Annotated in this window: 25 protein-coding genes; 18 read left to right on the top strand and 7 right to left on the bottom strand. The window is 49.1% G+C overall.

Annotated features, from left to right (window positions below):
- Position 1: 1 nt before the first annotated feature.
- The 17 genes from B5G10_RS00360 to B5G10_RS00280 all read left to right on the top strand — a co-directional run bounded on the left by B5G10_RS00360 (position 2) and on the right by B5G10_RS00280 (position 11,780).
- Entirely contained in the window at positions 2-817 is an 816-nt protein-coding gene (locus B5G10_RS00360; RefSeq protein ID WP_087422790.1) for a transporter substrate-binding domain-containing protein, read from the top strand.
- A gap of 113 nt (positions 818-930) precedes the next feature.
- Positions 931-1,377 (top strand): SoxR reducing system RseC family protein, encoded by a 447-nt coding sequence (locus B5G10_RS00355; protein WP_087422789.1) that lies wholly within the window; start codon positions 931-933, stop codon positions 1,375-1,377.
- A 3-nt stretch (positions 1,378-1,380) separates the two neighbouring features.
- Positions 1,381-2,226 carry an RnfABCDGE type electron transport complex subunit B gene (locus B5G10_RS00350; protein ID WP_087422788.1) on the top strand — a complete coding sequence of 282 codons (846 nt, stop codon included), beginning with the start codon at positions 1,381-1,383 and terminating at the stop codon, positions 2,224-2,226.
- Positions 2,220-3,554 (top strand): electron transport complex subunit RsxC, encoded by a 1,335-nt coding sequence (gene rsxC / locus B5G10_RS00345; RefSeq protein WP_087422787.1) that lies wholly within the window; start codon positions 2,220-2,222, stop codon positions 3,552-3,554. The genes B5G10_RS00350 and rsxC overlap by 7 nt, the downstream gene beginning before the upstream one ends.
- Before the next feature lie 15 nt (positions 3,555-3,569).
- Positions 3,570-4,565, top strand: a complete 996-nt coding sequence (locus tag B5G10_RS00340) for an RnfABCDGE type electron transport complex subunit D (RefSeq protein ID WP_087422786.1) — start codon at positions 3,570-3,572, stop codon at positions 4,563-4,565.
- A gap of 2 nt (positions 4,566-4,567) precedes the next feature.
- Positions 4,568-5,179: an RnfABCDGE type electron transport complex subunit G gene (locus B5G10_RS00335; protein WP_087422785.1), complete on the top strand. Its 612-nt coding sequence runs from the start codon at positions 4,568-4,570 to the stop codon at positions 5,177-5,179.
- Entirely contained in the window at positions 5,172-5,756 is a 585-nt protein-coding gene (locus tag B5G10_RS00330) for an electron transport complex subunit E (protein WP_087422784.1), read from the top strand. Before B5G10_RS00335 ends, B5G10_RS00330 begins: the two co-directional genes overlap by 8 nt.
- Positions 5,757-5,758: 2 nt before the next feature.
- Positions 5,759-6,340 carry an electron transport complex subunit RsxA gene (gene rsxA / locus B5G10_RS00325; protein ID WP_087422783.1) on the top strand — a complete coding sequence of 194 codons (582 nt, stop codon included), beginning with the start codon at positions 5,759-5,761 and terminating at the stop codon, positions 6,338-6,340.
- A gap of 219 nt (positions 6,341-6,559) precedes the next feature.
- The gene (locus B5G10_RS00320; protein WP_084546950.1) at positions 6,560-6,787 is read left to right on the top strand and encodes a 4Fe-4S binding protein; all 228 of its coding nucleotides are present in this window, start codon (positions 6,560-6,562) and stop codon (positions 6,785-6,787) included.
- A gap of 28 nt (positions 6,788-6,815) precedes the next feature.
- On the top strand, positions 6,816-7,895 hold the full coding sequence (locus B5G10_RS00315; protein WP_087422782.1) for a 3-methyl-2-oxobutanoate dehydrogenase subunit VorB: 1,080 nt from the start codon (positions 6,816-6,818) through the stop codon (positions 7,893-7,895).
- A gap of 23 nt (positions 7,896-7,918) precedes the next feature.
- Entirely contained in the window at positions 7,919-8,680 is a 762-nt protein-coding gene (locus tag B5G10_RS00310) for a thiamine pyrophosphate-dependent enzyme (RefSeq protein ID WP_087422781.1), read from the top strand.
- Between the two features lie 17 nt (positions 8,681-8,697).
- The gene (locus B5G10_RS00305; RefSeq protein WP_087422780.1) at positions 8,698-9,243 is read left to right on the top strand and encodes a 2-oxoacid:acceptor oxidoreductase family protein; all 546 of its coding nucleotides are present in this window, start codon (positions 8,698-8,700) and stop codon (positions 9,241-9,243) included.
- Positions 9,244-9,420: 177 nt separating this feature from the next.
- Entirely contained in the window at positions 9,421-9,876 is a 456-nt protein-coding gene (locus tag B5G10_RS00300) for a DUF4252 domain-containing protein (RefSeq protein ID WP_087422779.1), read from the top strand.
- Between the two features lie 11 nt (positions 9,877-9,887).
- Positions 9,888-10,310: a DUF4252 domain-containing protein gene (locus tag B5G10_RS00295; RefSeq protein WP_087422778.1), complete on the top strand. Its 423-nt coding sequence runs from the start codon at positions 9,888-9,890 to the stop codon at positions 10,308-10,310.
- An 8-nt stretch (positions 10,311-10,318) separates the two neighbouring features.
- Positions 10,319-10,816 (top strand): sigma-70 family RNA polymerase sigma factor, encoded by a 498-nt coding sequence (locus B5G10_RS00290; protein WP_087422777.1) that lies wholly within the window; start codon positions 10,319-10,321, stop codon positions 10,814-10,816.
- Positions 10,813-11,304 carry a hypothetical protein gene (locus B5G10_RS00285; RefSeq protein ID WP_087422776.1) on the top strand — a complete coding sequence of 164 codons (492 nt, stop codon included), beginning with the start codon at positions 10,813-10,815 and terminating at the stop codon, positions 11,302-11,304. Before B5G10_RS00290 ends, B5G10_RS00285 begins: the two co-directional genes overlap by 4 nt.
- A gap of 2 nt (positions 11,305-11,306) precedes the next feature.
- Entirely contained in the window at positions 11,307-11,780 is a 474-nt protein-coding gene (locus tag B5G10_RS00280) for a DUF4252 domain-containing protein (protein WP_087422775.1), read from the top strand.
- Between the two features lie 92 nt (positions 11,781-11,872).
- On the opposite strand, the gene B5G10_RS00275 is transcribed toward B5G10_RS00280, so the two are convergent.
- The 3 genes from B5G10_RS00275 to B5G10_RS00265 are packed head-to-tail and all read right to left on the bottom strand — an operon-like array spanning position 11,873 to position 13,649.
- Positions 11,873-12,460, bottom strand: coding sequence for a hypothetical protein (locus B5G10_RS00275; RefSeq protein WP_087422774.1), 588 nt, complete (start codon positions 12,458-12,460; stop codon positions 11,873-11,875).
- The gene (locus B5G10_RS00270; protein ID WP_087422773.1) at positions 12,457-12,747 is read right to left on the bottom strand and encodes a DUF2089 family protein; all 291 of its coding nucleotides are present in this window, start codon (positions 12,745-12,747) and stop codon (positions 12,457-12,459) included. The genes B5G10_RS00275 and B5G10_RS00270 overlap by 4 nt, the downstream gene beginning before the upstream one ends.
- Complete coding sequence (locus tag B5G10_RS00265) at positions 12,744-13,649, bottom strand: alpha/beta fold hydrolase (RefSeq protein WP_241147695.1); 906 nt, start codon at positions 13,647-13,649, stop codon at positions 12,744-12,746. The genes B5G10_RS00270 and B5G10_RS00265 overlap by 4 nt, the downstream gene beginning before the upstream one ends.
- Before the next feature lie 281 nt (positions 13,650-13,930).
- Here B5G10_RS00265 and B5G10_RS00260 point away from each other — a divergent pair, with 281 nt between their 5' ends.
- A complete protein-coding gene (locus B5G10_RS00260) occupies positions 13,931-15,049 on the top strand; it encodes a DUF362 domain-containing protein (protein ID WP_087422771.1) in 1,119 nt (372 codons plus the stop codon).
- A 59-nt stretch (positions 15,050-15,108) separates the two neighbouring features.
- On the opposite strand, the gene B5G10_RS00255 is transcribed toward B5G10_RS00260, so the two are convergent.
- From B5G10_RS00255 to B5G10_RS00240, 4 genes are all read right to left on the bottom strand, one after another.
- Positions 15,109-16,443 (bottom strand): DUF3943 domain-containing protein, encoded by a 1,335-nt coding sequence (locus B5G10_RS00255; RefSeq protein ID WP_158098749.1) that lies wholly within the window; start codon positions 16,441-16,443, stop codon positions 15,109-15,111.
- Positions 16,444-16,876: 433 nt separating this feature from the next.
- Complete coding sequence (locus tag B5G10_RS00250) at positions 16,877-18,538, bottom strand: hypothetical protein (protein ID WP_087422769.1); 1,662 nt, start codon at positions 18,536-18,538, stop codon at positions 16,877-16,879.
- Positions 18,539-18,568: 30 nt separating this feature from the next.
- Positions 18,569-19,903, bottom strand: a complete 1,335-nt coding sequence (locus B5G10_RS00245; protein WP_158098748.1) for an alpha-L-fucosidase — start codon at positions 19,901-19,903, stop codon at positions 18,569-18,571.
- Between the two features lie 385 nt (positions 19,904-20,288).
- Complete coding sequence (locus B5G10_RS00240) at positions 20,289-22,937, bottom strand: AsmA-like C-terminal region-containing protein (RefSeq protein WP_241147689.1); 2,649 nt, start codon at positions 22,935-22,937, stop codon at positions 20,289-20,291.
- Between the last annotated feature and the right edge of the window lie 8 nt (positions 22,938-22,945).

The following is a 22,945-nucleotide window of genomic DNA, read 5'->3' as shown; positions in this document are numbered from 1 at the left end:
TATGAAGAAACTCAAGCAACACCTGTTCGTCTATATCGCCCTGCTGATTATCGTAGTTGGAATCATGGTATGGCTTCGCCCCAAGAATCACTCGACATATCATCCCCGCAGTTTCGAAGAGATTGAAAACTCTGGGGTACTTCGCATCGTTACCGATTATACTCCACTCTCCTACTACCTGCAAGGCGACAGCCTCTCGGGATTTGATTACGAACTGGCCCGCATGATAGGCGAGCGTAGCGGACTCGCCATCGAGATAACCCCCGAGGTAAACTTGAGCAAAAGTATCGATGGCCTGGAAGAGGGCCGGTACGACATCATTGCCCGTCAGTTGCCCGTCACCTCGGAGATTAAAGAAGAGCTGGCCTTCACCGTTCCCATCCAGCTGAACAGACAGGTGCTGGTACAGCGCAAGGAAGAGGGCGAAGGGAAAGAACTCATTCGCAACCAGCTCGACCTGGCCGGGAAAACACTCTACATCGTGAGCGATGCCCCCACCCGACTGCGCATCAACAATCTGGCACGTGAAATTGGCGACACCATATACATACACGAAGAAGAGACCTATGGAGCCGAACAGCTCATCATGATGGTGGCTACCGGCGAAATAGAGTTTGCCGTATGCGACAAGGCGATCGCCCAACAAATGAGCAAAGACTATCCTCAACTCGACTGCAATACCGACATCAGTTTCACCCAGTTCCAGTCGTGGGCGCTGCGTAAAAACGACTCGATATTGCTCGACAGCATGAATAAATGGATTACCGATATTCAAAAAGAGGATCGGTACAAAAAACTATACGACTCCTATTTCTGACGAAATATCGCAGCCGCAAGAAAGAGAGAAGACCGTTGCTTGAGGGGATGGTCCATCCCGCCTATGCAACAGGCCTGTGAAAAACAAGAGAGTGAAGTGGATTGAAAAATCACATGAAAAGCGTCGATGGCATGAAACAACCCGATGATATAGAACACGAAGGTATTGTAACGGGCATTACCGAATCGCACATCCTGGTGCGCATTTTGCAACAGTCGGCCTGTGTCGGCTGCCATGCCGCCTCGGTGTGTGCCACTGCCGAGCAGAAAGAAAAAATCATTGAGGTCGAGAAACCCGATACCCCCGTACAGATAGGTCAAAAGGTGGTGGTAACCCTTGCCACGAAGGCTGGTTACCGGGCACTTTGGTTCACCGCCATACTACCGCTCTTGCTCATTATCCTCTCGCTCGTTGTCACTACCCTGTGCCACGCCGGCGAACTCGTCACGGGGCTCTGTGCCTTGCTGGTTCCCGTTCTCTATTATGCGATACTCTACCGGTACCGCGACCGATTGAAAAAACAAATTACATTCTTCTTGAAACAAACATTTGTCTTATAACTTATGGTAACATCGATCATCATATTAAGTATTATCGGATTGGTCAGTGCGACGCTGCTTTACGTCATCTCCCGCAAGTTCCATGTAGAGGAAGACTCGCGTATCGACGAAATCGAGTCGATTCTGCCGGGAGCCAACTGCGGCGGCTGCGGCTTCGCCGGCTGTCGCAACTTTGCGGAACAATGTGTAAAAGCCACCTCGCTCGACAATCTGTTGTGCCCCGTGGGAGGCAATGCTGTCATGCAGAAGATTGCCCCTATCCTGGGGATGCAGGCCGTAGAACAGGCACCTCGCATTGCCGTGGTGCGATGCAACGGCTCGTGTGAAAACCGACCCCAAACCAGCCATTACGAAGGGGCCCACAGCTGTGCAGTTGTCGCTGCCCTCTACTCGGGCGAGAGTAACTGCAACTACGGCTGCCTGGGCGAAGGCGACTGTGCGGCAGCCTGCGATTTCGGGGGCATCACCATGGACCCGATTACCCGGTTACCCTATGTCGATCCCAACATCTGCATCGCCTGCGGCTCCTGTGTAAAAGCCTGCCCCCGCAACATCATCGAGTTGCGCAAGAGACAGGAACCCCGTGTTTTTGTTGCCTGCAACAACCGCGACAAAGGCATCATTGCCCGCAAGGTGTGCTCGATTGCCTGCATCGGTTGCGGCAAATGTGCCAAGAGCTGCCCCAACGGAGCCATTACGATCACCGACAATCTGGCCTACATCGACGACAGCCTCTGCCTCTCGTGCCAAGCTTGTGTAGCAGGATGTCCCACCCACGCCATACACGTGGTGAATGAATCTGCCAAAGAGAATATTTCAATTAACGAAAAGGAATCTGCCATATGTTAAAAACATTTCGCATAGGAGGCATACACCCCAACGAACATAAACTCACGGCCCACTGCCCCGTGACTCCGGTCGCCATACCCAAGCAGGTGTCCATCATGCTCAACCAGCATATTGGGGCTCCGGCCAATTGTATTGTCAAGAAAGGCGACACCGTAAAGGTGGGCACACTCATCGCCGAAGCCAGCGGATTCGTCTCGGCCAATATCCATTCGCCAGTATCGGGCACCGTCTCGAAGGTCGATAAAACCGCCAACGCCTTTGGACTGTATGCCACCACCATCGTCATCGATACCGAAGGCGACGAGTGGGAAGAGACAATTGACCGCTCTCCCGAACTCAAAGAAGAGATTACCCTATCGCCTCAAGAAATTATACAAAAGATAGCCCAGGCCGGTATCGTGGGATTGGGGGGCGCTACCTTCCCTACCCATGTAAAACTGACTCCGCCCAAAGAGTTCAAACCTACGGTCCTCATTGTGAACGCTACCGAGTGTGAACCCTACTTGACCGACGACCACGCCCTCATGCTCGAGTCGCCCGACCAAATTCTGGTGGGCTGTCGCATCCTCATGAAAGCCATCGGCGTGGAGCAGACCTATATCGGCATCGAAAACAACAAACCCGATGCCATCGCCCTGCTCGAGCAACATGCGGCCCGCTATCTCGGCATCACCATCGTACCGCTGCGCACCCGCTACCCACAAGGCGGCGAGAAACAGCTCATCGACGCCATTCTGCACAAGCAGGTAGCCAACGGGGCCCTGCCCGTATCGACCGGAGCCATCGTCCAAAACGTGGGCACCGCCTTTGCCGTCTATGAAGCCATACAGAAAAACAAACCGCTCGTCGATCGTGTGGTCACGGTTACGGGCGACCACATAGCCAAGCCGGGGAATTACCGGGTGCGGCTGGGTATGTCGATGCGCGAACTCATCGATATAGCCGGCGGCCTGCCCCAAGACTGTGCCAAAGTCATACTGGGTGGTCCCATGATGGGTAAAGCCGTTTCGAACCTCGACTCGCCCATCGGCAAGGGTTGCTCGGGTATCTTGATTCTCGACGAAGAGCATGCCCACCGCGGTGCAATAAATCCCTGCATACGGTGCGGTAAATGTGTAGAGGCCTGTCCCATGGGGCTCGAGCCTTTCCTGCTGGCCAAACTGTCGGAGAATCACCTGTACGACCGCGCCGAGAAAGAGCTCATCACCTCCTGCCTGGAGTGTGGTTGCTGTGCCTACAGTTGCCCGTCGAACCGACCCATCCTCGACTTCATCCGCATCGGAAAAAATGCGGTAAACCGAATTATACGATCCAGAAAACAATCATAATCTACTCTTTTCGAAATGGAACTAACCGTATCACCTGCTCCTCACATACACGGCCGCCTATCGGCCTCGCAATGTATGTACAGCGTTATCATCGCCCTGTTGCCGGCTTTCGCTGTATCGCTCTATTTCTTTGGAGTCGGAGCCTTAATCGTCACACTCACGTCGATACTCTCGTGTATCGTCGCCGAATATCTCATTCAAAAGTATCTGCTCAAGGTGAAACCCACCGTTGGCGATGGTTCGGCCATCCTCACCGGTTTGCTTTTGGGTTTCAACCTGCCTTCCAACCTGCCCATTTGGATTGTCATCATCGGCTCGGTGGTAGCAATCGGCATTGCCAAGATGGCATTCGGCGGACTGGGCAACAACCTTTTCAACCCGGCCCTGGTGGGTCGAGTATTCCTGCTCATCTCCTTCCCCACCTATATGACACAGTGGCCGTTGCCGGCTGTTTCGCGGTGGAGCTATACCGATGCCGAGACCGGTGCCACACTACTCTCCAAGTTGAAGGAAGAAGGTAGCCAGTGGGTAAGTCAGGTAAACATCTCAGACCTGTGGATTGGCAACCAGGGCGGTAGCCTGGGCGAGGTGGGAGCCATCGCCCTGCTCATCGGATTTGCCTTCCTGCTCTACCGCCGCATCATCAGCTGGCACATTCCCGTGTCGATTCTCGCTACCGTATTCGTGTTCAGCTTTGCATTGGGATTGGGCGAAGAGTTGAGCGCCTCGCAAACAACGGGAGCCTGGCAACACGCTTTCGACTTCGCGCTTATCCAGCTGCTCTCGGGCGGTCTCCTGCTGGGGGCCATCTACATGGCTACCGACTATGTGACTTCGCCCATGACCTCCAAGGGTATGATTGTCTATGGCATAGGAATTGGTATCCTCACCGTCGTTATCCGTCAATGGGGCGGCTATCCCGAGGGCGTATCGTTTGCCATACTCATCATGAATGCGTTTACCCCGCTCATCAATAATTACATCAAACCTAAACGTTTCGGGAGAGCTTAGCCATGAGGAAAAAAGATTCTACATTTTGGAATATGCTGTGGTCGCTCACGCTCATCACGGCCATTGCCGGCGGTCTGCTGGGATATACCAACCAGTTGACCGAAGAGCCCATAGCCAAGGCCGAAAAAGCCAGCCGCGAAAAAGCCATACAACAAGTACTGCCCGCCTATGACAACTCGCCGATTGACGAGCAACTGACCTACACCGTACACAACGAATTTGGCGAGACCGAGACTACCATATACCCGGCCAAGAAGGATGGCAAACTGGCTGGAGCTGCTGTCGAGTGCAGCAACAATACCGGTTATGGTGGCGAGATTCGCATCATCGTCGGGTTCGAAGCCGACGGCACGATTAAAGACTATCAGGTGCTGAAACACCAGGAGACTCCCGGTCTGGGGGCAAAAATGGGCGACTGGTTCCGTACCGACAAAAACAAGCAAAGCATTATCGGGAAATCTCCCGCAGAAACCAATTTTCACGTCACAAAAGATTCGGGCGACATCGATGCCATTACCGCGGCCACAATCACCTCGCGGGCATTTCTGGGAGCCGTGCGCACAGCCTATACGGCTTATACCGAATCAATGAAAGGAGGAGAAGACCATGAATAAGACAAAAATTCTTTTGAACGGACTCATCAAAGAGAATCCTACCTTTGTATTACTGTTGGGTATGTGCCCCACCCTGGGAACCACGACCTCGGCCATGGGCGGTTTGGGCATGGGGCTCTCGACCCTGTTTGTACTCATCTGTTCCAACGTGGTCATCTCGATGGTCAAAAACATCATCCCCGACAAGGTGCGCATCCCGGCCTTCATCGTCATCATCGCCACGTTTGTGACTATCCTGCAACTCTGCATGCAGGCCTACGTGCCCGAGCTGTATGCCACGCTGGGACTCTTTATCCCGCTGATTGTCGTCAACTGCATCCTGCTGGGCCGCGCCGAAGCCTTTGCCGCCAAGCACACACCATTCGAGTCGTTCTTCGACGGACTGGGCATCGGGTTGGGCTTCACCGTAGCCCTCACCCTGCTGGGGAGTGTGCGTGAGTTCTTGGGTACAGGTCACATCTTCGGACTCTCAATCTACCCCGAAGAGTACGGGTCGCTTATTTTTATCCTCGCACCTGGTGCCTTTATCGCTTTAGGATTTTTAATTGCCATCATCCACACATTTAAAACACGATAACCATGCTCACCTATATTTCGATATTTATTACAGCCATATTTGTAAACAACATTGTACTCTCGCAATTCTTGGGCATCTGTCCTTTTCTGGGAGTATCGAAGCGCATCGACTCGGCTCTGGGTATGGGAGCAGCCGTTACGTTTGTCATGACCATCTCGACCATCGTGACCTACCTGCTGCAAAGCTATCTGCTCATGCCTCTTGGTCTCAACTACATGCAAACCATCGTTTTTATCCTGGTTATTGCCGCGCTGGTACAATTGCTCGAGATTATCATGAAAAAGATAGCACCCGCACTCTATCAGGCCCTAGGCGTGTTCCTGCCGCTCATCACGACCAACTGTACGATACTGGGAGTCGCCCTCATTGTAATTCAAAAAAACATGACCCTTCTCGAAGCCACGGTCTATGCCATCTCGACCGCTCTCGGGTTTACACTGGCCCTCGTTATCTTTGCCGGTATGCGTGAACAAATGAGTCTTTCGCGCATCCCCAAGGCCATGCAAGGTACCCCTATCGCCCTCATCACTGCCGGTTTGTTGGCCATGGCCTTCATGGGATTCTCGGGTATAAAAATAGGTTAACTTTTAAATTGTAAGTATATCAACAAATATTCTTATGTTATAAAACATATTTGAATAAAACAATAACAAATCAACACTTTACACCTCATTTTTATACATATCTATTGATTTGAGATTCAATCTTTTATACAAGCGGGTAGTTTTGCAAAAAAACTACCCGCTTCTACTATCAATTTAAAAATATATTTTTTATATTTGTGGAACTAAAAACAATATCATATGGCAAAAATCAAAGGCGCTGTTGTCGTTAACAAAGAACGTTGCAAAGGCTGTGAACTGTGTGTGGTCGCCTGTCCCAGTCAGGTTCTCGCATTACAGCCTACCGAGGTTAATGACAGAGGTTATCACTATGCTTTCATGCAAAATCCCGATGCATGCATCGGCTGTGCAAGTTGTGGTTTGGTATGCCCCGATGGGTGTATCACCGTATATAAAGTAAAATTGTAACCGGTTCATTCCGATAAATCCGTTAATTATGAAAGAAGATATAAAGTTGATGAAGGGTAACGAAGCTATCGCCCATGCTGCTATACGCTATGGAGCCGATGGTTATTTCGGATACCCCATTACTCCCCAGTCGGAGGTGATGGAAACACTCATGGCAGAACAGCCTTGGACAACAACCGGTATGGTCGTATTGCAAGCCGAGAGCGAAGTGGCAGCCATTAACATGGTATATGGCGGAGCCAGTTGCGGCAAAGCGGTAATGACCTCGTCGTCGAGCCCCGGTGTAAGTTTGAAACAAGAAGGTATCTCCTACCTGGCAGGAGCCGAATTGCCTTGCTTGATTGTCAACGTCATGCGAGGCGGGCCCGGTCTCGGCACCATACAACCGAGTCAGGCCGATTATTTCCAAGCCACCAAAGGCGGTGGTCATGGCGACTATCACCTCATTACCCTGGCACCGGCATCGGTACAGGAGATGGCCGACTTTGTTGCCCTGGGATTTGACCTGGCCTTCAAATACCGCAATCCCGCAATTATTTTGGCCGATGGTATTATTGGACAGATGATGGAGAAAGTAGTTCTCCCGCCTTTCCGCAAACGCCGCACCGAAGAAGAGATTCGGGAACAAAACCCGTGGGCTGCGCTGGGTAAGCCCAAAGATCGCAAACGCAATGTAGTTACATCGCTCGAGCTCGATCCCGCCATCATGGAACAGAACAATATCCGATTCCAGGCTACCTACAAACGCATCAGCGAGAACGAAGTCCGCTTCGAAGAGATTAACTGCGAGAATGCCGATTACCTCATTGTTGCCTTCGGTTCGATGGCTCGAATCTGCCAAAAGACTATTGAGTTGGCCGCCGAAGAGGGCATCAAGGTAGGTCTGTTGCGTCCCATCACGCTGTGGCCCTTCCCCTCTGAAGCTGTTGCCCGCCAGGCCGACCATGTGAAAGGCATCCTCTCGGCCGAACTCAACGCCGGTCAGATGGTAGAAGACGTTCGTCTGGCCGTCAACGGTAAAGTGCGTGTAGAACACTTTGGCCGGTTGGGAGGCATCGTCCCCACCCCCGACGAAGTTCTTGCCGCATTAAAAGAGAAATTAATGTAAATACCCGAATTAAATATATGCATATGGATATCAACGAAATTATAAAGCCCGAAAACCTGGTTTACACGAAACCTCGGCTCATGAACGATAATCCCATGCACTACTGCCCGGGTTGCAGCCACGGAGTAGTACATAAGCTTATCGCCGAAGTCATCGACGAAATGGGTATTGAAGAGGAAACGATAGGCATCGCACCGGTAGGTTGCGCCGTATTTGCCTACAACTATATCGACATTGACTGGATCGAAGCTGCCCACGGACGGGCACCCGCCATTGCCACCGCCGTAAAACGGCTTAACCCCAAGAAGATGGTATTTACCTACCAGGGCGATGGCGACTTGGCAGCCATCGGTACGGCCGAGACCATTCACGCCTGCAACCGTGGCGAGAACATCGCTATCATATTTATCAACAACGGTATTTATGGAATGACGGGCGGTCAAATGGCCCCCACCACACTCGAGGGAATGAAAACCTCGACCTGCCCCTACGGCCGTAACGTAGCCTTGAACGGATACCCCCTGCGTATTGCCGAACTGGTTGAACGCGTCGATGGTACCTGCTACGTAACCCGCCAGAGTGTACACACCCCGGCAGCCATACGCAAAGCCAAGAAAGCCATTCGCCTGGCCTTTGAAAACTCGATGGCCGGCAAAGGTACCTCGATGGTCGAAATCGTATCGACCTGCAACTCGGGTTGGAAAATGTCTCCCGTTAAAGCCAACCAATGGATGGAAGAGCACATGTTTGCCAAATACCCGCTGGGAGACCTCAAAAACGTATAATCAAAAAACGACAGGACATGAAAGAAGAAATTATCATAGCTGGATTTGGCGGACAAGGCGTACTCTCGATGGGTAAGATTCTGGCCTACTCGGGTCTGATGGAAGACAAAGAGGTTACCTGGATGCCTTCATACGGTCCCGAACAACGTGGTGGTACGGCCAACGTAACCGTAATCCTCAGCGACGAACGCATCAGCTCGCCGGTATTGAACTCATTCGACGTGGCCGTAATCTTGAACCAACCGTCGCTCGAGAAATTCGAGAGCAAAGTGAAACCGGGTGGAATCCTCATTTACGACGGCTACGGAATACACCATCCCCCCACGCGCAAAGATATCAACGTATATTGTATCGATGCCATGGAGGCTGCCATCGAGATGAACAACACCAAAGCCCTGAACATGATTGTATTGGGCGGACTGTTGAAACTGAAACCGATGGTGAGCATGGAGAATGTGGTGAAAGGTCTTAAGAAATCTTTGCCCGAGCGTCACCACAACCTCATTCCCTTGAACGAAAAGGCCATCCTGAAAGGAATGGAAATCATTCGCAAGGTCGAATAACGTTCCCGTGAAGATCCCTTCAATTGATATAACGAGAGAAAAGATTCACACTTTTCTCTCGTTTTTTATATGTTCCTTTGTAACATATTCGACCGTTGATCGTCTTCTATGTGAAATCGGTTATAAAACGGCGCCGTACCGAGTAACCCATAAACATAGAAAAAAACAGATTACGATATGAAAACAAGAACTTTTATCACTGCACTGGCCCTACTCTTCTGTAGTACTACCCTGTTTGCCGGCAACTGTCTCGACTCGCTGTCGGCATCGATTGCCCGTATCCCCAATGCCGAGAAAGTAAACCTCAACTCGTTTGTGCTGGGGCTCATCAAGCCTTTCTCTTCCGAGATGAAAGGTATAAAATCCATGAACATACTCAATGCCGAGGATATCTCGCAAGCCGACTACGACCGGCTCAAAAAGCAAATTGCCGGCTGTAACGACAACAGCTACGAAACCCTTGTGGCCTCGAACGAAGACGACGAGATTGTCCGCATCCTGATGAAGACCGAAAAAGGAAAAATCAAAGAGATTATCATCTTCTCGCTCGAAAAGGATGAAGTAAGTCTCCTACGCATCAAGGGCAAGATAGATCCCCAACAATTGAACGAAATCATCGAAAACGATAAATAATACCTCCAGCCATGAGAACGAGAATAATAGCGCTATCCATCTTGCTGTTCGCGACCTTGACAGTCTTGGCCGGCAATAAGATAGACAATCTGTTTGACCAGGTAAAGAGTCTGCCCAACGCCGAATTTACCCACGAAAAGATAGGTAAGACGGAGAAAAAGGGGGTAATCGATGGCATAAAGACCTTGGAAGCCGTCGAGGCAAAGATTGACGAAAGCACTTATCAGACTCTGCGGAAGTCGATTGTGAAGGGAGATTATGAACCCTATGAATTGCTTATCGACACTCAAGAAGAGGGTGAACTGACAAAAATCTTTATGAGGCATGACAAAAAGAAAATTACCGAAGTCGTCATCATCGACCTTGAAAAAAGAGAAATCAATTTGGTAAGATTCAAAGGGAATCTGAAATCGGAGCTCCTGAAAAACAAATAACAAACCGTATGACTCACCAAGAGTTTAAAACAAGATTTCTGCCCTACTACAAAAAGCTGTACCGAATGGCTTTCCGCTACCTGGGGAACGAAGACGATGCCGAGGATATGGTGCAGAACACCTACCTAAAGTTGTGGGAGAAGCAGGAATTTCTCGAAGGGCTTGAACACGACGAGGCCTATGCCGTCACCCTGCTGAAGCACTTGTGCCTCGACAAACTGCGCGGAACGAGATTTTCCGAGGATGATGAATCGGTTTTGGCCAGCAAGATTTCACCATCGCCTCCACCCGACCAGGCTTTTGAGCAGAAGGAAGAGATGAAAATCTTGCTACGCATCATAGACACACTGCCCGAAGCTCAGCGACAAGTCGTGATACTGCGGCACTTCGATGAGAAAAGTACCACTGAGATAGAGCACGAAACGGGATTGAGCAATGCCAACATACGGGTACTGCTCTCCCGAGCAAGAAAAACGATTAAAGAACTATTTACACAAAAGATATGACTACACAAGAGTTACGAAAACAGATAGACTCCTTCTTTGACGGCAATTTGTCGGAGACCGACGAACAAGCCTTGAGAGACTATTTGGCCACTCACGAGGTTCCACAGGATATGCTCGAAGAGAAGCGCATCGTCCTCACGCTCGTGCCTGGTACCCCTCAGATACCCGAAGGGTTGGAAGAGCGGCTGTCGTCGTTTATCGATCGCTTGCCGGCCCGCAAAAAGGCCACACGCTTTGCCCCCGTCTGGCGCTGGGTTAGCGGAGTAGCGGCCATTGTCATTCTGGCCTCGGCTGCCGGACTCTATTTCACCCGTCAACCCGCCCAACCTCAGCTAAGCGAACAAGAGATATATGCCTGTGCCGAAGCACAGCGTGCGCTGCTGCTCGTCTCTCAAAAATTGAACGAAGGGACCCAGCAATGGCAGGAAGCTCAGCAAGAGATTGTCAAGACCAACCGAATTATTAACAAACATCTAAAAATCAAATAATCATGAAACGTATTATCTATGTCCTGTTGGGGTGCATCATCGGGTTACTCCCCACGCGAGCACAGACCAATATCTTCGACCAGTTTGCCAACGAAAAAAACATCACCTACGTCAATATCTCCAAAACCCTATTGGAGATGATGCCCGCGGGTCAGTTGGAGGTAGATGCCCTCGATCTCAAAAGTGTCATCAACGAGCTCGACCGCATCCAGATTCTCACCTGCGAAGATGATGCCAACCTGATCAACCGCATCCGAAAAGCCTCCTCCAGTTTCAAAAAGGCGCCTTATGAAGAACTAATGAAAGTAAAAGACGATGACGAAATGGTCACCATCTACATCTATCCACAACCTCAAAAGAAGATTAAAGAGTTGATTATGCTGGTTGACGACGGTGGAGAGGAATTTGTCGTCATACAACTGACGGGAAATATATCCATCAGCCATCTGCAAAGTCTCACCAAAAACATAGAATAAAACAGTAGCACACTCTCTTATACGACCGAAGCGACTACCGGGTTTCCCGATAGCCGCTTCAAATTTTTAAATACCTTACTTGTCGATTCTGCTCAATAGCAGAAACCTATCAGATATCGGCAAAGCACATCTCCGCCAAAAGCTCCAATGATAAAGACCAACCACAGGTTGCGCCCCTTCAGATTGCAGGCGACCGATATGGCCCGGAACATCCAATAGAGCACCCAAATGGTGAGGAGCAGGCTCAAGAGCCCTATCCATACAACCAGGAGCAACCGCCCCATATCGGAGAGCAGCAGTTCGACCTCCTCTACCGTCTGCACCGATGTTATCTCGCGTATTGGAGGTATAGCCATAAGCAACGAAAGCAACACAAACGGCAGTTGGGCAAATGCCACCGTACCCAACACATCGACAGGCCGCACGTGCGAACGGCTGCAAAACAAAGCCGAGACATAAATCAACACCGCAGGAACCAGCCACACAACCAAATGCTCCACGACAAAACACCACCAGGCACCGTTTGGCGCCCCACCAAAATGCAACAGCCCGTGATAATGGACTCCTCCACAAAAAGCGATGGCCGTAGCGACTACCATGCCGACCACACCCCATACCAGTGAGGTGTAACCGGCCACCCGATAAAACGGGTTCTTCAAAAATTCAAAAAGCACTTTCATTCCTCTGCCATATTATTTAGTTTCTCTATTAAATCATCCAGATAATTCCGCACCGTGGGATAGCTCACCCCCATCTTTTTAGCCATATCCTTCAGACTGCCACTCGCTTTTACAAACTCGAGCATGAAGTGTTGTTCCTCTTCGTTCAAACGGGTCAATACCGGCAGGTCAAACTCGCCCGAGACTTCGGTGCCACATTGCACACAAACCATCTTCGATACCTTGAGCTGGGCATCACAGGCCGGGCAACGCAAGGGTAAACGTTTTTTCGATTCTCTATTTGTCATGGCTTTATAAATTTATCAATTACATCCAACAAGTTTTTCATAACAGGCAAATCGGGATTGGCATAGGTTGACTGCTGCTCATTCACCTCGGTCGATTCGCAGCGCTTCAACACATGATTCATATTCTCGACAAGCTCTATGGTAGCCCGAGGTTGAGCCTTCTTCAGCAACTGAGCATCTTCGACCGACACCTGTATATCCTTGTCGCCCTGCACAATCAGTACCGGCTGTTCCAAACCCGCGACAACCGTCTGCGGATTGTACCTATACCACGATATCAGGTAAGGTTGCACCGAGGGGCGATACAGCGCCATCAGTCCCACCGGAATATCGGTTACGGTCTTGCCCGCACGCAGCGAGTCATTAACCGATTTTACCAACTGACACACTGCTGCCGGCTGACCACTCATCTGCCGCTCGATAATCTCATAAGCAGGGCGCCCGGCACCTGCCAGGGAAATGACTCCCTTTACCTGCTCATTGCCGGCACTGGCCAGCATGCCAATCAGCGCCCCTTCGCTATGCCCTAGCACATAAACGCCCGAAAAACGCGCTTTCTCCTGAGCCAAACTGTCGATCCAGGCCCGAGCATCGGCCACGTAATCGTCAAATCGCAAATCGGCCTCTACCTGACCTGCCGCTGCACTCGAGGCAATACCCCGCTTGTCGTAACGCAGCGAAGCGATACCTCGTTCGGCCAACCCCTCGGCCAAGAACTTCAACGAATTATTTTTAATCGTAACGGCCCCCAATACCGTATTCCCATCCATATCGGTAGGTCCCGAGCCTGCAATAATCAGGACAACCGGCGGGGTTTCGACATCGGGCAACAACATTTTTCCCTTAATCTCACCGGCAGGAATCTCCAGGGATACCGGTCTCTCTTCTACGGCCCAACTCATCGCCGGCAATATGGCCAACAAAAGCGACCACTTCAAATTCAATCGTTTCATCGATAATTCTATTTTTCTATTCTTGTACAAAGATATCATCATTATTTCAAAAAAACAAATTATCGCTTTAATTTTATTCATTAATAGATTAATTTTATTCAAATATAAAGCCATAAAAAGTGGTTGCACACCAATAGTTTTTTTCGTACTTTTGTTTTTGTAAGAAGCGGGAGCCAAGAATAACCGTCCCCACTTTGTGGTACATGACAATCAACTAAAAACAAACTCTTATGGAAAAATCAAAGGTATTTTTCACCAATCTGCACACCACACCATCGAGCAACCTGCTCGACAAGATGGAGCGACTCATCAAGCGAGCCGGTATCGAGACTATCGATTTCAAAGACCAGTTTGTGGCCATAAAGATACACTTCGGTGAACCGGGCAACCTGGCCTATCTGCGGCCCAACTATGCGGCCCGGTTGGCCAATCTGCTGCGGTCGTGGGGTGCGAAGCCCTTCCTTACCGACTGCAACACCCTCTATTCGGGTCGTCGGGCCAATGCCGTAGATCACCTGCAAAGCGCCATGGAAAACGGCTATAACCCTATCTCGGCCCAGTGTCAGGTTATCATCGCCGACGGATTGAAGGGCACCGACTATCGCGAAATACCCTTGGACGGCGAATACTGCAAAGCGCCCAAAATAGGTGCAGCCCTGGCCGATGCCGATATCGTTATCTCGATGACTCACTTCAAAGGGCACGAACAAGCCGGTTTTGGAGGTACATTGAAGAATCTGGGTATGGGAGGTGCCAGCGTGGGTGGTAAACTGGAACTGCACTGCAACTCACAACCCAAAATCGAAATCGAGAACTGCAAAGGTTGCAACATCTGCGTGAAACATTGTGCCCACGATGCCATACACCTCAATGCCGATCACAAAGCGGTTATCGACTACGACAAGTGTGTAGGCTGCGGCCAGTGTGTAGCTCTGTGCCAGCACGACGCTGCGGTAATGGGAGAATGTGATACTTCGGAACGGTTGAACTACAAGATTGCCGAATATACCCAGGCCGTATTGAAAGACAAACCCAACTTCCACATCAGTTTCATCATGAACGTCTCGCCCGAGTGCGATTGCTGGAACCACAACGATGCAGCCATTGTGCCCGACCTGGGTATTTTGGCATCGTTCGACCCGGTAGCTCTGGACAAAGCTTGTGCCGACCTGGTAATCGCCGCACCGGCCATCAATGGCAGCTGTCTGGTCGAAAAACATCCCCACGAGCACCTCGAGGGGGCCGACAAGTTCCACCTCATGCACCCCGACACCAACTGGCAGGCCGGTCTCGAGCATGCCGAAAAAATTGGACTGGGCTCTATGCAATATGAGTTGATTACGGTTTAATGACCTGATAATCGACCCATCTATTACCCCCGACTGCGCTACCCCATACCGGTCGATACTCAAATATGATACGAGAGCATCAACCGAAATTCGAAAGTATCGGAACGCACGTCGGGGTAATATTTATAATGCGTTTTACGCCGATACCAATCGGTCTCGGCAGCAATGGAAAGTTGCGGAGCTACCGAAAACGAAGCTCTGAAGTTCAACCGCTGCAAACGGGCATTGCCCACATCACCCTGAGCATTGAGGTAGTTCTGGTCGATATGGGTATAATCTTTTTGTTCATATCCTTTCCAGGTAAAGATGTGGTAATTCTCAAACGCCAGGTAGAGGCCAACCTTTTGATGCAAAGAAAACAGGCCGTTGACCCGCACGCTGTAACCACTACCCATATTGTAGTCTCTATCATGGAACTGAAAATAGTCGCTCAACGAGCCCCCCAACACGATACCCGAGACAAATCCATTCAAGAGCAAGGAGTTGTTGGCCCCCACCTTAGCCCTATACAATACACCCGGGCCATAAGAAACCGTCTCGGCAATACGAAATGGAGTATGTGACACCTCTTCTGCAAAGCTCTCACTGTCGTAGTAATTGTAATTTTGAAAGATTCCGGCAAACAATTCATTCCCGTTTTTATAGTCGTGCTCCTTGCCCCATATCGAAGCACATATATTGGCTTCGCCTATAGCTGGTTGGCGAGAAAAAAGATTTAATGTCATACGGGCCGTAAAATGCTCAAAAGGTTCATTCCCGTCGATTTCAAAAGGATCGTTATACACCATATTGAAACCTACGAACCCGATATGCTTGCTTCGGTTGGGTTGCGAGTCGGAGCAATCGAGTATTCGATAACCGGTATCGAACTGGAAATAAAACGGTACCGTTGCCGCCCGATCGACATAACGAGGGCCTATGCGCCAAGCTTCACCCGTTATTAATCGGTTAACTCCCCGCACAGGATTGAGTACCAGCCCTACCGCTTCATGGGCAAACCGGTTCCAACCTCTTGCCCTCCCGTTCAACGCAATAGACGACAACCGGTAACTCACCTCACCCAAGGCCATTCCGCCTAACGTAGTAGAAATAATATCGTTGGTCGAGGGCGGTTGAAGTTCCAAGAACAACTCCCAAATAGAGCTTCCGAACAAGGCGTAAGGTGCCGATTGCCAAAAGTTCAATCCGTTGGAACGGGCACAATTGAAATACAACCCACCTTGATACGGATGGAAAAAGAGATTTGTATTAAATTTGTCATTATCCCACAAAAAACCGGTCTTGAAATTGTTCTTAATCGACGACCAGGTAATTTGAGCATAATCTTCGTGAATAATATATCGGGTAATGATGTGAAACAGCGCATTGGTTCCCACGACTTCTGCCCCTGCCAACCAAGGTCGTCTCTGAGGGGACTCCGCAATATCCAGTTGCAATGAATCTGTCACGAACAACTGTCGCGACACTACAGAATCCATCCGCACACTATCACACAATTCTACGTCCTGGACTTGGTAAACCGAGTCGGCTTCCATAGCAGAAGCCACCGATACCCAAAACGGAAGATTTATCCCCAGACACACGGTAAAAACTTTTCTACTGATTTTCATGCCTTATCGTTAATGGAGTGCCAAGATAAGGAATAAACCAATATGAGCACCCGAGATAAGAGTTATCGAAAAACGTTCCCGCATTTTGGAACAATATATTCACCTGTTGGCCCATTTAACCCCACTAAAGAGAATCACAATTACACAAAACACAAAAGAGGCCGCCCAGATAACGGGGCGACCTCTTCAAGTTGTCTATTGCGATTTTATTGAGAAATTACCGCACAATACATTTTTGACCGTTTACAAAATATACACCAGCAGGCAAAGCGATGGTTTCACGCCCGGCAAATGTCCCGGTAGCATAGCAAGCACCACTTACATGAACTACCGAGTAGGAAACCTCTTCGTCACTAATCAACTCGATTTGGTTCTCTCCGGCAACCACCTTCAAGCCATCGGCAGACTCAAGTCCCTGAACGCTCACCGGCTTGTTCTCAAACTGAATAGTAATAGCCACATCACCGTCGATATATTCGGCCGGAATTGTAATCAAACCATCCTCCTCAAGCTCCATGGTCTCAACCTTCCATTGACGATTTCCAAAGACATACTCTTCACCATCGTGATTATAACCATGTTTGATTTCAAGACCCGTAATATCATAGTTGTCGTCCATCGTGATATTGAACGAGAAGTCTTCTCCAAACGGAATCTCGGCAGGCAGAGCCGAACCGTCGGCAGCAGTCACCTCGCACATTCTGGCTACGACATTCAAAGCCACATTGTCGCGATGCACATTGGCCAAATAATCGACAATGGCTCCACCATTGGAAACAACCGAGTTGTCGGAAGCCGGATTACCTGCAGCTACCGAACTGTCCCAATCGACTTTGCAACGAATTCGATAGAAGCCCGGTTTCATATCGGAAGCAATGGTAAATGCAGGAGGATCGCTACTGGTATCGTTTGAAGCCGATGCACCGGTACTGGTATATCCGTCCAAATAAGAGTAGGCAACCAAGTCGCTGCTGGCAGTAGGAACATTGTTTTGGATATCAACATCGAAACGACCGTCGTTACCTTTATCCATATAGACATATCGGTGCATCCAGCTACCCGTATAGTCAAATGAAACATTAACCGCCTCGCCTACCTTCAACTCAATAGGAGTAGCTTCTGTCTTATTGACATATACGGTCCTCTCACTGGCAAGATTCGACTCATACGAAGCACCCATATTACCGGTGAAAGTAAGAGATTGAAGGGCTCGGTCGTTACGAGTCTTCTCTTGTGTTGCCTCGAAATTCAAAGGATAGGGATCAAACGTGAAACGCTGTTGTGAATCGTCGTTGATGAGAATCTCGTCGAAATAGGCCACATAATCGGTCTCGGTAGCCAAGTGCGAGTCCACATCGGGTACAATGACAATGCTGTGCAATTCGGCAGCATCATTACCATACACGCTGAATACTGCATCGACCCACTTGTTGGCATCGAGTTCTTTGGTAGCAGCCGTTACAAACTGTACTGTCGTAGCCGGCTGTTCGGCCCAATCGTTACGTTTTCCAAGCCCTATGAGAGCTACTCGGCCTGCTACAGGTTTATACATCAGCACATGGATATATTGCGGTGTAGGAGACAAAGCGATAGGACTGGTCAAGTCTATGCGAGCGCCATACAGGTGACTGCCATATCGCGAACGCTGGAATGCCAACACCTTTCCCGAACCGTTTATATCATCGGAATACGGATTGTCAACTACCGCAATTTGCCCGGTAAGCAACCCCGTATTGAACGGCGACTGATCCCAATAATCGTAGGTGGAGATTTCACTGTAATCGGTATTCTCAAACTGGCACAAAGTAGTCTCGGCATATCCACCAAATGCCCAAAGTAACGAAACGGCACCAATGAGATTCTTATATATTCTTTTCATCTTTTACAATTTTAGATATGGATTTATTTTTTAGAAAACCGAAACGGTACTGATGAGCGGACAAGCCTTGCTGTCGGTTATCTTCACACGAATATAACGAGCTTGCGTACCACTGCCATAAGAGGTGGTATCGTCGTTCTTGGCCATGATGCGTTTGTAACCGATAGTGGTACCCGTAGCGAATGAATCCCAAGAACCATTATCCTGGCTGGTCTCAATGGTGAAACCTTTCACGCGTTGTCCCAAAGCGATATACTCTTGCAAAGTAACATAGTGAATGGTCTTGACGGCACCTAGGTCTATAACAAATGTACCGGTAGTCTGATCGTCGTTGGTAGCCCAATAGGTATTCTTGTCACCATCGGTCATATTCGAGGCGGCAAAGTTACCCGGTGTGCGCACCTGCTCGGCCGTGACATTCATATTCAAAGCCATATCATTGCTCAATCTCTCGGTGAGCAAGGTACCCAGTCCGCTGAGGCTCGTGCGCACGTTGTCGGGCATTTTCCCGTCGCTGTTGGGTGCACAGTTCATAATGAGCGTAGCATTGCGGCCTACACTCTCGAGATAGATTTTGAACAGTTGCTCGGCCGACTTGGCTTGCTCCGATGCAGTCCAGAACCACTTGGAGGTAGTTCTTACATCCACCTCAGAGGGCATAAACAACAAGCCGTTTTCGGCACCTACATTATTGGTGGTTTCGGTATTGACGGCGTTTACATCGAAATTAGACCAACAAGTCTTTCCCGAATAACCATCTTCGTTACCACACCAGCGGAACTCACGACCCCAAACTACACAATTGGGCTGCATTTCGTGGATACGTTGCATGAGGTTATCCCAGTCGTAATAGGTCTTTTTATCGATTGTACGGGTAGTCAGGTAAGAACCCCCATAATAACCGTTACCTCCATTGGCACCATCGAACCAAATTTCGAACAGTTCGCCATAGTTGGTACAAAGTTCGGTAATCTGTTTCAAGAACACGTCGGTTACATAGGTGCTGGTAGAATAATACTTGTTGCTGGCATCCCATGGCGAAAGATATACGCCGAATTTCATACCATATTTTTTACAAGCTTCGGAGAAAAGGCCCGGAATATCGACCTGTGCACTCACACCACCACCATTCGTTACACAGAAGTCGGTACTCTTGGTAGGCCACAAGCAGAAACCATCGTGGTGTTTGCAAATAACCACAGCCCCCTTCATACCGGCGGCATGCATCGACTCGACCCATTGGTCACAATCGGGTATGGTTTGAGGATTATAGTCTGTGGGATCGGGATAACGGTCGTTACCCCACTCCGTACCCATAAAGGTATTGGGACCGTAGTGCGAAAATCCATAAAACTCCGTCTCCATCCAGTTCAATTGACGCTGGGTCGGCACCGGGAAAACAGGCGCCGGAATATTATCGGGATTTGGGAGATTTTGTTTTGTAAAGTCTTGCGATTTTACAGAAAATGTCATACTTGTCATTCCTATAACAAGCGAGGCTAATGTTAATCTTTTACAGATATGTCTCATAATATTATATATTTAACCTTACAAAGGTAAGTAGTAGGTCTCAATAATGCAAATTCAATTTATATTTTGTGTAGTACTGTTAATGAGTAAGTCCTTACACCAAACAAGAGAAGGGAAAAACAGATGATATAACCCGTTTTTCTCTTCTCACATTTGTTTGATAAATAGAATCATCGGTTACTACAGCCGAGAATTTAACACGCTATCGCAAGCAGATGGCTTATTCGCCACTGCCATACTGCTTTTCAATCAATTTTTCAGCCTCGTTTTTCAAGTTCTGAGCCTGTTTCTCGGCCTCCTCAACCAGTTTTTTGCCCGCAGCCTGGGCGGCTACCTTGGCCAACGGGTTCGAGGCTTTGGCCACCAGTTTGTCACTCTCGGCCTGAGCCGTGGCAATGAGTTTATTGCCGGCATCCTCGGCCTGTTTGCGAATGGCGGCTTTCTGTGCCTCTACATCCTCGGCATCGACGCCCAAGACTTTCGAGGCGACAGTACTGGTTACTACATTCTTCACCACCTCCTCGGTATTGAGTTTAATCGATGGTTTGGTAAATGTGCCTCCTATCGTAGCCGATACATTGCTCAACGCACCCGCACCGGGGAGATTGATTTTTGCCGTGTAATCGATAGTCTGGTCGAGCCCGGTAACTCCCGACAGATTCATCGTAATGTTACCCATCTTGATATCAAATGGCGAAGTCTTCACTTTACCATCGACAATAGCAAAGGAGATTTTCAAATCCTTAGCCTCGATATTTTTCAGTTTGTCGTTTTTCAGTAACGTAGCCAACTGGTTGAATACCTCGACATTCTGCAACTGGATATCGTTGGACTGGATAACCCCTTGTGCCGTCAGCGAATTCAAATCGGGCGACATCTGGCTATCGAGAGTCGATTTCAAATCCAATTTAATGGAATAGGTTCCGCCTGTTTTTTCAAAGATAGGTACAATCTGTTTCACCATATCGAGCTGCTCGAAGGTCTTGCCAAAAGAGGCCTTCTGGATATCCAAATCGAAATTGACTTGTGGACGCAAAACATTCTCGGCCGTAGAGTATGAGCCGTTGGCCACCATCGACCCGCCGAAAGCATTCAGACTGAGGGGCGTCATGCGCACAGTACCGTCGGCCACCACGAGCTTGCCCTTCACATTGTCAAGCACCATCTTCTGGAAAAGAATCTTCTTGAACGAAGCGTTCAAGGTCATATCGATGTTTTTGGGGACCTCGATGGCCGAAAGTGAGGTCGTATCGCTCTTGACGGTCGTACTGTCAGACGTCTCGCTCTCGCCCATCAGTTCATTCAAATCTAGCAACGACGAGGTTAGCGTGAGTGTTCCCTTGATGGTTTCATTTTTCAAGACATAAGCCATGTAGTTCGACAACGAACCTTGAGCCTGCAAATCGCTCTGCCCTACCTTCACATCGAGTTGCGAGAGGGTCATGGCCTTGGCCGAAATCGAAGCCTGTGCCTTTTTCACGGCCACAGCCGGCATCCCTTTCATGGTCAAATCCATATCGGCAATCGAGAAGGTTCCTTCGCCCTGTATCTTCTCGTAATTCTCTTTCTCGATATCAGACATGCGTCCGGCCAATCGCAAATCGGCAGTAACTATACCGCTCAAACTTATCGAGTCGCCCAGCGGATAGATATCCTTGATCTTGCCCAAATGAATCGTTCCATTGGCTGTAGCCTTGAAGTTCAAATCGGAGATGGGAGTAGCCGCATATAGGGTAGCCTTGAACGGATTACCGGCCATATTGAGTCGGAACTCCGATACATCGATTATCGTCTTGTCCAAATCGCCACCCGGGTTGCTCACCGTAGTAGAGATATTAATGCCATTAACCGCCGCAGGCATTCCTTCGTAATTGAATGTGGCGTCCTTTACCCCAAGAGTAACACCAAACTGGGGTACCGTGTCGCCCTCCATACGCCCCTTGGCAAAGGCTGTGAGCGACATATTGCCCGTGGTACGCAACTTGTCGAAATTGTTTTGATAGATGGCCGGTATGAGCGAAAGAATCTCTTTGAAATTAATATCTGGAGTATTTATCTTCAAATCCATATCCATGGCTCCATTGTCGAGAAGAGCCACCCAACCATCAAGATTCAGAGCAATTGCATTAAGGCTCAATGTATTTTCCTTCAGCGTGAACTTGTTGTTCTTCAAATCGGCCGACACGGTCAGTTTTGCATGGGCTTGCGCCTGCTTCAAATAAGAGACTCCATCCATGGCCAGATAGATATTCTCGCACGATAGCTTGCTGTCGATATCGGTCACGTCGGCACTCATGTCGCCCGAGAGCTTCAAGTTCAACTTGTCGGTATAGAATTGCATTTGAGTAGAATCGTCCATATAGACGAGTGTAGCATCGGCAATCTTGAAATGTTTCAATTTCAATCGGAACGACGAGGTACTCTCCTCCTCTTTCGTTTCTTCCTTGGCCAAAGTATCGGGTTTCATAATATCCCAGTTGACCCGACCATCGGCCAACTTCATGGCTTTGACCGATGGCTTATCGAGAACGATGTAATTCACATCGAAACCCTCGTCACCAAACAGGCTCATCACATTGACCGCCACATCAATCGACCGAGCCGATACCAGTGTGTCGCCCTCAAAATCGCCTACACCCGAAATCGAGAGTCCATCCAATTCGATCGATGCACTCGGGAAATGAGAGAAGAAACTGATGTGTAGCGACTCAAAATCGAGCTTAGCATTCAACATCTCGTTGGCCTCCTTTTTTACAATATTCATCACTTTGTCTTGAAATGCAAAGGGCAAGACAAGCATCAATACCAAAATAACCGCTATGGTTATACCGGTAATTTTCAAACCTTTTTTCAGACTTTTGTTCATCATGGTAGTTA

The sequence above is a fragment of the Barnesiella sp. An55 genome, assembly GCF_002161555.1.
Taxonomy (GTDB): Bacteria; Bacteroidota; Bacteroidia; order Bacteroidales; family Barnesiellaceae; genus Barnesiella; species Barnesiella merdipullorum.
The sequence above is the reverse complement of the archived record's forward strand: the minus strand, read 5'-3'. Positions and strand labels throughout refer to the sequence as shown.